Here is a 12,992-nt window from a genome sequence, read left to right as displayed (position 1 = left end):
GGTCGTTGACAGCAGTACACCGCCGGCCGCGAGAGCGGTCACCAGGACGACGGCGGTACGACGGCTGGGACGTGTCGGCCCGGTCCGGGGCGGGGCGCTGCTCATGCGTACGGCTGCTTGGGTTGTGCGATTTGCTGCCAGCTCTTCACCTCGACGTACGCGATGGGGGCCTTGTTCACCGGGTCCGTGCCGGTCTGCGTGCTGTAGACGCCGATAATCTCGACCCACGTGTCGGCGGGCGCGTCGATCGGGGTGCCGCCGGTGAGTCCCACCTTGATCGGCTGGCCGTCCGCGGCGCAGCAGATCAGCACGATGCGGGTCAGCATCGGCTTGCCTGCCGCGTCCGGGGTGATGAACCCGGTCATCCGCACGGTGCGCCCGGCCAGGCTCTTACCTTTGTCGAAGATCGCGCGGGAAGCGTAGTCGAGCAGATTGACCGTCACCGGCTCCCCCGCGGGCAGCGGCGGATAGTCCGATGTGGTGTCCGGTTGCACGCTGACGCTGCCCGCCTGCTTGGCGGTGTAGGAACCCAGCGCCGGAGGAGAGATCAGCAGTATGGCCAGGACCGGCAGAATCAGCAGCCAGCCGACGGCCGGCTCATGCTGCCCATGGCCGTGCCCGTCGTCATGGTGGCCGTCACCGCCAGGCCGCCACTCGTGCCACAGCGTCATGACCGCGGCCGCGACCAGCAAGATACCGGCGACCAGCAGGAATGGCCGCAAGCCCTCCTTGACGTAGCGCAGGAACACGTCGGTCAGGGTGGCCCTGGTGATCGCGCCGCCGAACAACAGCATGATCACCGCCTGGGACATGCGGTTCACAGCAACACCAATCCGAAGCCGGTACCGACCAGCATCGCCGCAACGAACGTGGCCGGCGCGAACCGGAACGCGAAGCGGCGGCCGAAAACCCCGGCCTGCATCGAGATCAACTTCAAGTCCACCATCGGCCCGACCACCAGGAACACCAGCCGCGAGGTCAGCGAGAACTGCGTCAGCGACGCCGCCACGAACGCGTCCGCCTCACTGCAAATCGACAACAACACCGCCAAAGTCGCCAAAGCAATCACCGAAACCACCGGATTACCGGCCAACGACTGCAACCACGAGGCCGGAACGACGACATTGATAGTGGCGGCCGCCGCCGCGCCCAGCACCAGGAACCCGCCGGCGTGCATGATGTCGTGCCGGCACGCCGCCCAGAACGCCCGCGACCTGGAGCTGTCGTCGAGGTCCGGCCGGTGCGGCAACTTGATCCACTCCGTCTTGCCCAGCCGCAGCCACAGCCAGCCCACCGCAACCGCCACGACAAGGCTGGCCACCCCGCGAGCCACGGCCATCTGCGGCCTCCCCGGGAACGCGATCACCGTCGCGGTCAACACGATCGGATTGATTGCCGGCGCCGCGAGCAGGAACGCCAGCGCGGCCGCCGGGGTGACCCCGCGCCGAATCAGCGACCCGGCGATCGGCACACTGCCACACTCACACCCCGGCAGAATCACACCGGCCACACCGGCCGCCGGCACTGCCAGCGCCGGATGACTCGGCAACGCCCGAGCCCAGAAACTTCGCGGCACGAACACCGCGATGACTGCAGACAGCACCACCCCGAACACCAGAAACGGGACAGCCTGCACCAGCACCGAGACGAACACCGTCGCCCAGGTCTGCAACCCCGGCCCGGTGAGCAGACCGGACAGCTTCCCGCGCACCAGCACCAACACGATTAGCAGGCCGGCGAGGACTTCCAGCGAGCCGATCCCTGCCTCCCTACGGCGGCCCGGCTGCGGGACCTCGCTTTGCCCGGCAGGCTCGGACATCGGTCGGGGGTGCTCGTGACTGTCAACGTCAGACGTGGTCACGGTGTGCTCCGACGAACTCAATGAATCGGCTCCCTGCGTACGCCGGAATCGGCCCGGAACGGCAATATAAAATACCTTCCTTTGCGGATTTGACAATGACCCCTGCACTCCAGAGAGGTCATCGGTAAATGATTCAACAATTGCTCATATGCCCAACAGTGCATATCTTTGTGGCTTCGTCGTCGCTGGGCAGGCGGGCAGCGTGAGCGTGCAACCTGACAGCGCTTCGGCTTATCCGCCGGTGCCCGCTCATTCGCGGGCGTAGCGCAGGACCTCGGCCACCAGGCGGTTGGTCGCCTCGTCGGGCAGCGAGTAGAGCACCCGCTGGCCCCGCCGCCGGCGTCGGACCAGACGCGCATCGGCGAGGTGACGCAGGTGATGCGCGACGACTGTGGTGTGCACCGCGAGGGCGGCCGCCAGCTGTGTCGGGGTCGCCTCGCCGTCGCGCAGTATGACCAGGATATGCAGGCGGTGCTCGTAAGCCATGCCGCGCATCGCCGCCGCCGCTCGGTGCAGGGCGGTCTCGCTGACCGCCGGCCGCGCGGTCATGCCCGCACCGGTTTCGTGGACCCGGCACGATGGGCGGTGGCTCGTTGCGCGGCCGGGCGCAGGCGGGTGGCCGTCCAGGAGATCAGCAGGATGGCGGTTGCGGTAAGCGAGATGCTCGCGCCGGCGGCGATGTCGAACCGGCCGGAGGCCCACAGTCCGGCCAGTCCGCTGCCGGCGGCGAACCCGACGGCGAGCACGGTCATCACCGGTAGGCGGTCGGTCCACAGCCGGGCCGCCGCGGCGGGCGCCACGATCAGCGACAAGGCCAGGATCGTGCCGGCCGCGGGTACCAGCGTCACCACGACGAGCTCGATGCTCAGCAGCAATACCAGGTCCCAGGTCCCGGTCGACAGGCCAGCCGCCTGAGCGCCGGTGCGGTCGAAGCCGACCAGCAGCAGCGGGCGGGCGAACACCGCCAGGACAAGCGCCACGACGACGAGCGCGACCAGTGTGGTGATCAGGTCCGCGGTGGTGACGGTGAGGATCGAGCCGACCAGGAACGCGGACAGGTCGCGGCTGAACCCGTTTTGGGTTGCGACCAGCGCGGCGCCAAGAGCGAAGCCGGCCGACAGTACGACCCCGGTGGCGGCCGCGGCGTCCTGGCCGCGGCGGCTGGTCAGCGCCGCCACGCCGAGCGCGACGGCTGCCCCGGCCACGGCACCGCCGGCCAGGATGTTGACTCCGATGATGGAGGCCGCGACCACGCCGGGGAACGTGGCGTGGGTCAGGGCCATGGTGAAGAACGACAGCCGGCGCAGCACCACCTGCACCCCGATCAGGCCGGCCAGCGCGCCGACCAGGATCACCTCTGCGGTCGCCCGGTGCAGGGCGTCAGCCCACCAGCTCATGCGCGGCACTCCTCTGCCTCGGAAGGGGCACGTGACGCCGACGGCGGCGATCACGGATCCAGCGGACGGGGATCAGCAGGCAGTACGCCGCGACCAGCAGCAGCACCACGGCCGAGGCGGCGGTCAGGGACACGCCGTAGTCCATGGAGGCGGTCCAGCTCAGCCACAGTCCGCCATAGCCGGCACCCAGGACCAGCACGGTGCCGAGGATGGCCATCGCGACCAGCCGGTCGGTGACCATGCGACCGGCCGCCGCCGGGACGATCAGCAGCGCGACCACGAGGATGGTGCCGACCGCCCGAACCGCCGCGACCACCACCAGCGCTACCAGGATGTTGAGCCCCAGGTCGAGCCAGCCGACCCGGAAACCCGCCGCGGCGGCTCCGGCCGGGTCGAAGGTGCGAAACAGCAGCGCCCGGGCGCCGATCAGCAGCGCCGCCAGCACGACGACGACCAAGACCGCGGTCTCGGCGATCTGCCGCGGCGAGACAGTCAGCAACCGGCCGAACAGAAACGAGGTCAGGTCCGCGGTGTACGACGCTCGGCGCGAAACCAGGGCCACCCCGATCGAGAACATCGCGGTGAGCACCACGGCCGTGGCCGCGTCATCGGAGATCCGCCCGCCGCGGGTCAGCAGGGTCAGCACGAGCGCGGTGACGACCCCGGCGACCAGCGCACCGGCGAACAGCCCCTCGATGCCGCCGGCCAGGAACCCGACGACCACACCGGGGAAGATCGTGTGGGTCAGGGCGTCGGAGACGAACGACAGCCGGCGGGCGAACACGAAGACACTGACCGGTCCGCAGATCAACGCCAGCAGCGCGATCTCCGTGAGAGCGCGGGCCATGAACGGTGCGGCGAACGGTTCGATCATGGTTCCACCAGCACCATCCGGCCGTCGGCCAGATCGATGGCGCTCCCGGCGTACGTACGTCGCAGGTTGTCGGCGGTCAGTGTCTTAGCGGGCGCCCCGGCGGCCCACTGCCGGCCGTTGATCAGACAGACCTGATCGGCGAGGTCGCGTGCCACCTGCAAGTCGTGGGTGCTGAACACCAGAGCGGCGCCGCCCGCAGACAACTCGCGCAGCACCCGCACGATCGCGTCCTGGCTGACCGCGTCGACGCCGTTGAAGGGCTCGTCGAGCAGCAGCAGCCGCGGCTCAGCCGCGATGGCGCGGGCGAGCAACACCCGCTGGCGCTGCCCACCGGAGAGCGTGCCGAAGCGGTGAGCGGCCCGGTCAGGCAGGCCTACCTGCTCGAGGGCGTCGGCCACCGCCTGCCGGTCGTATCTGCCGGCCGGGCGCCACCAGCCGATCCGACGGTAGCGGCCCATCATGACGACCTGCCGGACGCTGACCGGGAAGTCGGCGTCGAGGGTGTCGGTCTGCGGCACGTATCCGGCCCGGCCCCGGGCCGCGGCCGGGCTGTCGCCGAGCACGGTGACGGCACCGCCCAGCACGGGGACCAGGCCGAGCATCGACTTGATCAGGGTGGATTTGCCGGCCCCGTTCGGGCCGACCAGCGCGAGGCGCTGGCCGGGCGCGAGGGTCAGGTCGACGTGGGTGAGCACCGGGGTGCCCTGGTAGCCGATGCTCACCTGGGAGTACGTGAATGCCGCGGTCATGTCAGCCGGCCAGCGCGGAGACGATGACCTGGGTGTTGTGCTGCTCGGCACCGAGGTAGGTGCCTTGCGGGGTGCCGTCGGCGCCGAGGCTGTCGCCGTACAGGGCATCCTGTCCGGCGACGATCTTCACGCCGGTCTGCGTGGCGATGGCCTCGGCGGTCTTGGGCGGCAGCGAGCTCTCCGTGAAGATCGCCTTGGTGCCGGTCGCTTTGATCTTGGCGACCAGGTCGGTGAGCTGCTGCGCCGACAGTTCGGCGGAGGTGTCCATGCTGGGGATGACCGAGCCGACGAACTGCAGCTGGTAGCGGTCGACGTAGTAGCCGAACGCGTCGTGGTTGGTGACCAGTTTGCGGTCGGCGGGGGGCAGCGTGGCGAAGGCGGCCTGGTTGTCGGCGTCAAGCTTGTCCAGCTTGGCGCAGTAGCCGGCGAGGTTCTCGGCGAACGTCTCGGCGCGGGCGGGGTCGGCCGCAGCGAGGGCCTTCTCGATGTTGGTCACCATGATCTTGGCGTTTTGCGGGTTGTGCCAAATGTGCGGGTCACCGTCGGCCATCTCTGCGTCGCCCGGGTCCCCCTTGCGCAGCGCGACGCCGTGGCTGGAGTCGACCACGGCCCCGGTGAAGCCGGCCGACGCGATGGTCTGGTCCAGCCACCGCTCGAGGCCGACGCCGTTCTTGACCACTACCTTCGCGGCACTGATGGCCTGGATGTCGGCGGGCGTGGGCTCGTACTCGTGGGGGTCGACGCCGACCTTGATGATCTGGGTGACGGTGACGTCGCTGCCGCCGATGGCGCGGACGAAGTCGGTGACCTCCGGCGTGGTGGCGACGACCGGCAGCGGCTTGCCGCCGGAGCCGGCCGGGGCAGCTGCGGCGTCGCCGCCGGAGCCGCAGCCGGCCAGGACGGTCGCCGCGGCGGTCAGGGACGCGAGCCAAAGCAAGGGGTGCCTGAATGTCATTGATTCCACTCCTCTCACTGAGGAGCAGAACGATAATCGTTTTCAATAACTATCGTCTAATAGCGACATGACTATCAGTTCATCCGCCGGCGAGCGGTCACCCAATCCCGGCCAGTAGGTCCAGCAGCCGGTCGATCTACTCGACGATGTTGCAGATGTGGCCAACTCGCCCGAACGGGATGCGGTTGCCTCACCACCGTCGGCCCGACGGCGCTCATCAACGCGGGCGGTGCGGCGCTGCCGGTTCAACAACAGTGACCTCGGCCAAGATGACGGCCAGAACCCGTTGGGCGGTGCTCTCGGCAGCCGGCCCACGCGGGCGGCGATCCCCGCTGCTCGCCGAACTTGCCGTGGCGATCGCCGGCAGTGAGACCGGTCGCGACCCGCAGGTGGTGATGCGTGGCATCTCCCTGCGGATCGCGGTCGCGGACAGGAAGAGCAGGCCGATGGAGATCCACAGGCCGGTGGCGGCGTGCCAGCCACGGGTGCGGCGCACGCTCTGGCATCAAAGGGCGGGGAGTTACGTATCAGTGACCACCGACCTGGGCGGTGCTTGCACCGTGTCGACACCGGAAGGCGCTCCGGACCGCGATGATCCACGCCACCGGAGCGCCTTTCGATGAACCCCGAGCTAGGCCACGGCGGGCGACCGCCGGGGAGCCTCGCACGCCGCCGTTCAGTGGCGGCTGCCACCCAATCCGGCCCGGCACATCAGGCCTGCGAAGCGGCGCCTAGATTCAGCCGGATCCGAGCGTGCGTGCGCAGTAGCCCTGCCGTCGCAGCCACCGCCCGATCGGCCAACTCCCGGAACACTGTCCAGTACGTGTCCGCCGTGGTCACCGCGCTGGAATGCCCGAGATCATGCTGAATCACCTTCAGCTCGACACCCGCCGCACCCGCCAAACTCGCGGCGCCGTGCCGCAGATCATGGAACCGGACCGGCGGCAACCCGAACTCGGCAACCAGTGCGTGAAAGCGGTGGGTGAGCCAGTCCGGCCGGACCGGCCGCCCGTCCGCGTGTGTGAATAAGTATCTGCGCGGATTCCGGTCAGTGCCGGCGAACCGAGCTTGCTGCCGGTCACGGTGCTGGCGCAGCAACTGGTTGGTGAACTCGTCCAACGCCAAAACCCGCACCCCGGCCGCCGACTTCGGCGGCCCCAAGCGCACCTTGCCATCCACGATCAGCAGCTGCCGCTCGACGCTCAGCTCCCGAAACTCGGCGTTCAGGTCCATGGCCCGCAGCGCAGCCACCTCACCGCGGCGCAGCCCGCGCAGCGCGACCAGCCACCACAGCGGGAACAGCGGATCACCCTCGACCGCTTCCAGGAACTTCGCGACGTTCTCCACGTCCCACACCGCGACCCTCGGCCGGGCCCCGGTAGCCCGCCACAACGCCTCCCTCTCCCGCGTCCACGCCACCGCCTGCGGCCGGGCACCGGTCGGCAGCCGCAATCGCCACGCCGCGTTCGACGACACCAGGCCTTGGCGACGCGCCTCGCTCAACGCACTGCGCAGCACCGCGACAACGCGGTGCACCGTGCTCGCCGCCACCAGGTCACCGTCGCGCTTCTCCTGCCGGCCGATCCCATCGACCGCCCGCTGAACCAACTTCGCACCGCGGCGCCCGTCCAGCTCCGCCACCCGATACCGGCCCAACCACGGGACCAGATGCCGGTACGTCACCGACCGATACGCCCGCACCGTCGACGGCCGCACCCGGTCCTCGATCTGCGACAGCCAGAACTCCAGCCACCGCTTCACCGTCCACGTCTCCGCCATCGCCTCCGGCCCCGGCAACTCCAGAACCTCGGCCAGCCCCCGCTCAGCTTCAGCCCTCGACGAGAATCCGCCCCGGCGCAGCCGCTTCTGCCGGCCATCAGCGCCAGGCACGTGCGCGTCGATATACCAGCGGCCGTGCCCCACCTGACCAAGGCGCGGACACCGGGCGCCCAACTGCTTGCCCGTCTCTGCCGACCGGCACGCACACCGCGCAAACACCGTCCCGTTGCTGGTAGCAGCCATTATGACGACCCACCACGCAGGCAGGAAAGATCACGGGTCGAGCGTCGACCCGCAACGCACCACGCTCCACGACACCTTGGATTGAACACGTTCTAACTCCTTGACGAGTAAGAACTTCCAACCTCAAGATCCGGCCCGAGCCCCAGCGGCCACCACCAAGCAGAGCCAGGTGAGGCACGACCGTGCCCCACACCGCCCCACACCGCCCACCAGCGGACTATGACGCCCGGACGTTCGTGCTGGTGGAACCTGGTGGGCCGCCCGGGACTCGAACCCGGAACCTAAGGATTAAAAGTCCTCAGCTCTGCCATTGAGCTAGCAGCCCGCAGGGTGACAGAGTACCTGGCAAAGCGAACGAAGCCTACGCGATACCCACCTCAACGCCTTTCGGCCCCTTCATGGTGTACGCCCACCCGCTCAGAGGCCGGCCAGCAGAAACCCCCGCACGTCGCTGCGGGCCTGGTGGATCCGGGATTTCACGGTTCCTTCCGGAATACCCAGGTGTTCCGCGATCTCCCGGTAGTCGAGCTGGCAGATGTCCCGCAGCACCATCGGCGCGACGAGTTCGGCGCGGCGGTTCTCCAGGCGTTCCAGGGCGTCCAGCAGGTCGAGCCGGGAGCCGGCGATCACGCTGGTGGTGCGCGGGTCGGCGACGTCGATCGGGGTCTCGTCGTGGGACTGTTCGGCGGCCCGCCGCTTGAGCATCCGGTAGGTCTGCCGGGAGCTGTTTGCGATGATCACGTGCAGCCAGGTGCTGAATTTGGAGCGGCCCTCGAAACCGGCGATGTTGCGCGCGACCTGCATCAGCACGTCCTGGCAGGCTTCCTCGGCGTCCTGGTAGCAGGGCAGGAACCGGGCGCAGCGCCGCAGCACCGACGGCTGGATCAGGCCGAGCAGCGATTCGAGTGCCGCCCGGTCGCCGGCGGCCGCGCGCCGGGAGAGGTCTTCCTGTTCCTCTTCACGCACCGCTGATTCCCCCCGTGACTTCGATGCTCATAATACGATCGTGCCCGCACCTATCATGATCGGTCGATATCGAGTGACGCGCCGTCTCGGCTCGGGCGCGTTCGCCACCGTATGGCTGGCCGAGGACGACGTGCTCGAGTCGTACGTCGCGATCAAGGTGCTGGCGGAGAACTGGGCGCACCATCCGGATGTGCGGGCCCGTTTCGAGCAGGAGGCGCAGGTACTGCGCCGGGCCGATTCGGAGCGGCTGGTCCGGGTGCACGATTTCGGTGAGCTTGCGGACGGCCGGCCGTATCAGGTGATGACCTATGCCGGTGGTGGCACGCTCGCCGACCGGCTGGAGGCGGGCCCGATGCCGCTGGGCGCCGCGCTGCGGACCGCGGTGGCGATCGCCGACGCGGTGACCGTCCTGCACCATTCGGGCGTCCTGCATCGCGACCTGAAGCCGTCCAATGTGCTCTTCGACACGGTCCGGGGTCACGAGCGGGTGCTGGTCGCCGACCTGGGCCTGGCCAAGGAGATCGCCCAGGCTTCGGGTTTCACCGTGGTGGCCGGCACTCCCGGTTACATGGCGCCGGAGCAGAGCCGGCCCGGTGGCGGCCTGGACGTGCGCGCCGACGTCCACGCGATCGGCGCGTTGACGTATCAGATGCTGACCGGCAGGACGCCGTTGGAGGGCCGCGGCGCCGCTCCGTCCCGGCTGCGGCCGGGGATCCCGCGGCAGGTCGATCGGGCGGTGCTGCGCGCGCTCAGCACCGACCGCGACCGCCGGTTCCCGTCGGCCGAGGCCTTCGCCTCGGCGTTGGATCTTTCCGGGCGGCGCCGTCCGCTGCGGTCCTTCGCCCGATTCGCCGGTACGTCGTTGGCCCTGGCCGCCCTCGCCTGCACCACCGCCGCGACTCTCCCGGACGCCACCCCGCCCGGTTGGACCCGGGTGGGTGACGCCGCCCGTGCGATCTCCGTCGCGGTGCCGTCGTCGTGGGCCCACCAGATGCGCGACAGCGGCTGGGATCCGGCGTCGCTGGGCCTGCCCGCCGCGCACTGGCCCGGTCTGCAGGTCGGCGCCGACCTGCGGGACCCGGCCGCCATCACTCCCGCGGTGCTGGCCGGCGCCGGTGACTGGACAGGCCGGTTGGTCGCCACCACCCTGCCCCGGCACCGGGCCTGCACGGAGCAGCCGCCCCGCCCGGTGTCGGTCGACGGCTTGACCGGCCAGGTGCGCCGCTGGACGAGCTGCTCCGGCACCGCGGTGTCATTCAGCGAGGTGTTGCTGACCGCCCCCGGCGGCCGCGGCGCCTACCTGCAGATCCGTCAGGACGGCCCCCGCGACCGCACCGACGAGTTGCTCCGCACGCTGCGCGCCGCTCACTCGTAACAGTCCTGGTGCGCGTGCTCCACCTCCAGTTCGACGACCTTGTCCTTCTTGACGAAGAAGCGGTAGTTGACCAGGTCGGTGGAGGTTGCCCAGGCGCGTCCCGTCCGGCTCTGCACGGTGCCGTCGACTTCGCTGGGCTTGAAGCGTTTGCCGTACGCCTTCATCACCTCTTCCAGTGTGCTGCCGAGGTGGATGCCCTCCGGAGTACGGATGTCGCCGTACGCGGAGATCGCGATGATCCCTTTCCCGGGCGAGTGCTGGACGACGGCGTCGTCGTGGCCTTTGAGGTGGGACGTGGTGCACGCCGTACTCGCGTGATATCCGACGATCATCCCGGTGGCCAGGGCGTCCTGCGCCGTCATGCCGATCTTCAGGGCGCTCAGGCCGTCGGGACCGAGGATGAGCCGCTTGGCCGGCGCCGGATCGGTGTTGCCGGTCGAGACGACGCGGACGGCCGGCTTGGTGGTGGGCGTAGTGGTGGTGGGGCTCCCGGCGGCGGCCGGAGGCGGCGTCGTGGTCGCCGAGACGATTCCGCCGATCGGCGCCGCTTCCCCGCTGACGACGTCCGGCTTCCGGGTGCACCCGGTCAGGGCCAGGGACAGCCCGGCGACCGCGGTCAGCGTGGCGATGGTGCGTCGCATCCGTGTTCCTCTTCCTCAGAGCTCTCTGTGTCGCTGTCATAGGGTGCGATGCGCCGTTTCCGGCCCCGGTTCTGGGATTTATGTAACGACTGGATAACGACTCGGTGCCCTGTTCAATCTCCGGCCACCCGATGGACGGGTAGATCGGGAATCCTTCCTGCTCATGCAACGTACTTCCGGAATCGCCGCGCTCGTGGCCCTGACCACGCTGGCCGCCGGCACCCCGGCGTTCGCTTCGGAGCGGCGCCCGGCTCGCGAGATCACCGCCGAGGCGGAGACCGCGGCGCTGCACGACGACGACCCCGGGGGCAACGGCGACACCGACGACGCGGCTGTCTGGGTCGATCCGGCGAACCGGACCGGCAGCCTGGTCATCGGCACCGCCAGGAACGGCGGTCTACGGGTGTCCGACCTGACCGGGCGCGAGGTGCAGTCGATCGCCACGCCGGACGGCGGCCGGTTCAGCAACGTCGACATCGTCTCCGGCTTCCGCCTAGCCGGGCAGAAGGTGGACCTGGCCGTCGTCACCGACCGCGGACTGGACCGGCTGCGCGTCTACCGGATCGGCGCGAGCGGCCTCACCGATGTCACGTCGGCTGACGCCCCACTGCTGTTCTCCCGAGACCAGGCCGAGGTCCGGGCGCAGGCAACCGGCTACGGCCTGGCCACCTACGGCCGGTACGCGGTGGTCAGCCGCCGGCGCACCACCCGCCTCGGCCTCTTCCGCCTGGAAGAGCGGCAAGGCCGGGTCACCTACCGCACCTCAGACACCCTGGACCTGCCGAGCTCGTTCCGCCTCCCGGACGGCGGCACCTGGTCACCGTGCGCGGAACCGGGCCAGGGCCCGCAGATCGAGGGCCTGGTCGTCGACGCCGAGGCGGGCGTCCTCTATGCCGCTCAGGAAGATGTCGCCCTCTGGCGGATCCCCCTGACCGGCGGCACGTTCAGCAGCATTCCGCGGATCGTCCCCTCCAGCAGCCTGCCGCGAACCGTCGCCTTCAGGAGCCTCCCCCGAACCGGCCCGTCCAGGAGCCTCCCCTGGGCCCTCGACGCCGGGAAACCATGCGACACCACCGCGTCGGTATCCCTGCCGGGTTACCCGAAGGGTCTCCTGGTCCTCCCCCACGGCGAGAACATCACGACCAACGACCGCGCCAGCACCGACTTCAAGTTCCTCGACTGGCGCAACCTGCAGATCACCACGTTCTAAAACCCGATTACCCGGTACGTCGAAAAGCGCCTCCGCCTCGGCCGCAAGCCGACGTGGGGGCGCTTTTCCGCCTGTCCGTGGATACAAAAAAGAAGAGGCCCACCCCGTCAGGGGTGGGCCTCTTCTGAAGTTGAGTCCGGCGGCGTCCTACTCTCCCACACCCTCCCGAGTGCAGTACCATCGGCGCTGGAGGGCTTAGCTACCGGGTTCGGAATGTAACCGGGCGTTTCCCCTCCGCTATGACCACCGAAACAGCCATCAGCAGAACAAACCAGCAACCCGGCAGTCTTGAACCGGGGTGGTTGTTCGTTTGCTGTGAATCACACAGTGGACGCATATCGAGCATAAAGTTTGGTGTGGTTAAGCCCTCGGCCTATTAGTACCGGTCAACTCAACACGTTACCGTGCTTACATCTCCGGCCTATCAACCCAGTAGTCTAGCTGGGAGCCTTACCCACTCAAGGTGGTGGGATACCTCATCTCGAAGCGAGCTTCCCGCTTAGATGCTTTCAGCGGTTATCCCTTCCGAACGTAGCCAACCAGCCGTGCTCTTGGCAGAACAACTGGCACACCAGAGGTTCGTCCGTCCCGGTCCTCTCGTACTAGGGACAGCCCTTCTCAAGTATCCAACGCGCACGGCGGATAGGGACCGAACTGTCTCACGACGTTCTAAACCCAGCTCGCGTACCGCTTTAATGGGCGAACAGCCCAACCCTTGGGACCTGCTACAGCCCCAGGATGCGACGAGCCGACATCGAGGTGCCAAACCATCCCGTCGATATGGACTCTTGGGGAAGATCAGCCTGTTATCCCCGGGGTACCTTTTATCCGTTGAGCGACACCGCTTCCACACGCAAGTGCCGGATCACTAGTCCCGACTTTCGTCCCTGCTCGACCCGTCAGTCTCACAGTCAAGCTCCCTTATGCACTTACACTCAACAC

At 68.7% G+C, this 12,992-nt stretch carries 12 protein-coding genes, 1 tRNA gene and 2 rRNA genes (1 of these 15 cut by a window edge); 2 read left to right on the top strand and 13 right to left on the bottom strand.

Translation table 11 applies throughout. From position 1 onward, the window contains the following. Nucleotides 1-101: 101 nt before the first annotated feature. The 10 genes from ACSP50_RS00825 to ACSP50_RS00775 form a co-directional block, all read right to left on the bottom strand. Nucleotides 102-821 (bottom strand): TIGR03943 family protein, encoded by a 720-nt coding sequence (locus tag ACSP50_RS00825; protein ID WP_043510604.1) that lies wholly within the window; start codon nucleotides 819-821, stop codon nucleotides 102-104. Next, nucleotides 818-1,819, bottom strand: coding sequence for a permease (locus ACSP50_RS00820; RefSeq protein WP_014687247.1), 1,002 nt, complete (start codon nucleotides 1,817-1,819; stop codon nucleotides 818-820). Before ACSP50_RS00820 ends, ACSP50_RS00825 begins: the two co-directional genes overlap by 4 nt. A 291-nt stretch (nucleotides 1,820-2,110) precedes the next feature. Next, nucleotides 2,111-2,410 (bottom strand): metalloregulator ArsR/SmtB family transcription factor, encoded by a 300-nt coding sequence (locus ACSP50_RS00815; protein ID WP_014687246.1) that lies wholly within the window; start codon nucleotides 2,408-2,410, stop codon nucleotides 2,111-2,113. Beyond that, on the bottom strand, nucleotides 2,407-3,258 hold the full coding sequence (locus ACSP50_RS00810; protein ID WP_014687245.1) for a metal ABC transporter permease: 852 nt from the start codon (nucleotides 3,256-3,258) through the stop codon (nucleotides 2,407-2,409). The genes ACSP50_RS00815 and ACSP50_RS00810 overlap by 4 nt, the downstream gene beginning before the upstream one ends. Next, nucleotides 3,242-4,132 carry a metal ABC transporter permease gene (locus tag ACSP50_RS00805; RefSeq protein ID WP_014687244.1) on the bottom strand — a complete coding sequence of 297 codons (891 nt, stop codon included), beginning with the start codon at nucleotides 4,130-4,132 and terminating at the stop codon, nucleotides 3,242-3,244. Before ACSP50_RS00805 ends, ACSP50_RS00810 begins: the two co-directional genes overlap by 17 nt. Beyond that, a complete protein-coding gene (locus ACSP50_RS00800) occupies nucleotides 4,129-4,881 on the bottom strand; it encodes a metal ABC transporter ATP-binding protein (protein ID WP_014687243.1) in 753 nt (250 codons plus the stop codon). Before ACSP50_RS00800 ends, ACSP50_RS00805 begins: the two co-directional genes overlap by 4 nt. A gap of 1 nt (nucleotide 4,882) precedes the next feature. After that, nucleotides 4,883-5,836, bottom strand: coding sequence for a metal ABC transporter substrate-binding protein (locus ACSP50_RS00795; protein WP_014687242.1), 954 nt, complete (start codon nucleotides 5,834-5,836; stop codon nucleotides 4,883-4,885). 711 nt (nucleotides 5,837-6,547) lie between these two features. After that, nucleotides 6,548-7,726, bottom strand: coding sequence for a site-specific integrase (locus ACSP50_RS00785; protein ID WP_231956830.1), 1,179 nt, complete (start codon nucleotides 7,724-7,726; stop codon nucleotides 6,548-6,550). A gap of 382 nt (nucleotides 7,727-8,108) precedes the next feature. Next, nucleotides 8,109-8,183: transfer RNA gene (locus tag ACSP50_RS00780), tRNA-Lys, on the bottom strand. Nucleotides 8,184-8,275: 92 nt separating this feature from the next. Beyond that, entirely contained in the window at nucleotides 8,276-8,824 is a 549-nt protein-coding gene (locus ACSP50_RS00775; protein ID WP_014687240.1) for an RNA polymerase sigma factor, read from the bottom strand. Nucleotides 8,825-8,864: 40 nt separating this feature from the next. On the opposite strand from ACSP50_RS00775, the gene ACSP50_RS00770 reads away from it, so the two are divergent. After that, nucleotides 8,865-10,199: a serine/threonine-protein kinase gene (locus ACSP50_RS00770; protein WP_197688112.1), complete on the top strand. Its 1,335-nt coding sequence runs from the start codon at nucleotides 8,865-8,867 to the stop codon at nucleotides 10,197-10,199. Here ACSP50_RS00770 and ACSP50_RS00765 read toward each other — a convergent pair. Then, entirely contained in the window at nucleotides 10,190-10,840 is a 651-nt protein-coding gene (locus ACSP50_RS00765; protein WP_014687238.1) for a hypothetical protein, read from the bottom strand. The genes ACSP50_RS00770 and ACSP50_RS00765 overlap by 10 nt on opposite strands. A 163-nt stretch (nucleotides 10,841-11,003) precedes the next feature. Between ACSP50_RS00765 and ACSP50_RS00760 the strand changes: the two genes are divergently transcribed. Further along, nucleotides 11,004-12,050: a phytase gene (locus ACSP50_RS00760; protein ID WP_043510599.1), complete on the top strand. Its 1,047-nt coding sequence runs from the start codon at nucleotides 11,004-11,006 to the stop codon at nucleotides 12,048-12,050. 134 nt (nucleotides 12,051-12,184) lie between these two features. Here the strand turns inward: ACSP50_RS00760 and rrf are convergent. Both rrf and ACSP50_RS00750 read right to left on the bottom strand, forming a co-directional pair. Continuing rightward, nucleotides 12,185-12,301 (bottom strand): 5S ribosomal RNA (gene rrf, locus ACSP50_RS00755). 105 nt (nucleotides 12,302-12,406) lie between these two features. Next, a 23S ribosomal RNA gene (locus ACSP50_RS00750) occupies nucleotides 12,407-12,992 on the bottom strand (it continues 2,488 nt past the right edge of the window).

It is taken from the genome of Actinoplanes sp. SE50/110, assembly GCF_900119315.1.
Lineage (GTDB): Bacteria > Actinomycetota > Actinomycetes > Mycobacteriales > Micromonosporaceae > Actinoplanes.
This window is presented reverse-complemented; position numbering and strand designations above follow the sequence as displayed.

Bases quoted from the DNA above. Each gene is read 5' to 3' on its own strand.
- ACSP50_RS00820 (WP_014687247.1), bottom strand. From the start codon at position 1,819: ATGTCCGAGCCTGCCGGGCAAAGCGAGGTCCCGCAGCCGGGCCGCCGT.
- ACSP50_RS00815 (WP_014687246.1), bottom strand. From the start codon at position 2,410: ATGACCGCGCGGCCGGCGGTCAGCGAGACCGCCCTGCACCGAGCGGCG.
- ACSP50_RS00810 (WP_014687245.1), bottom strand. From the start codon at position 3,258: ATGAGCTGGTGGGCTGACGCCCTGCACCGGGCGACCGCAGAGGTGATC.
- ACSP50_RS00805 (WP_014687244.1), bottom strand. From the start codon at position 4,132: ATGATCGAACCGTTCGCCGCACCGTTCATGGCCCGCGCTCTCACGGAG.
- ACSP50_RS00800 (WP_014687243.1), bottom strand. From the start codon at position 4,881: ATGACCGCGGCATTCACGTACTCCCAGGTGAGCATCGGCTACCAGGGC.
- ACSP50_RS00795 (WP_014687242.1), bottom strand. From the start codon at position 5,836: ATGACATTCAGGCACCCCTTGCTTTGGCTCGCGTCCCTGACCGCCGCG.
- ACSP50_RS00765 (WP_014687238.1), bottom strand. From the start codon at position 10,840: ATGCGACGCACCATCGCCACGCTGACCGCGGTCGCCGGGCTGTCCCTG.
- ACSP50_RS00760 (WP_043510599.1), top strand. From the start codon at position 11,004: ATGCAACGTACTTCCGGAATCGCCGCGCTCGTGGCCCTGACCACGCTG.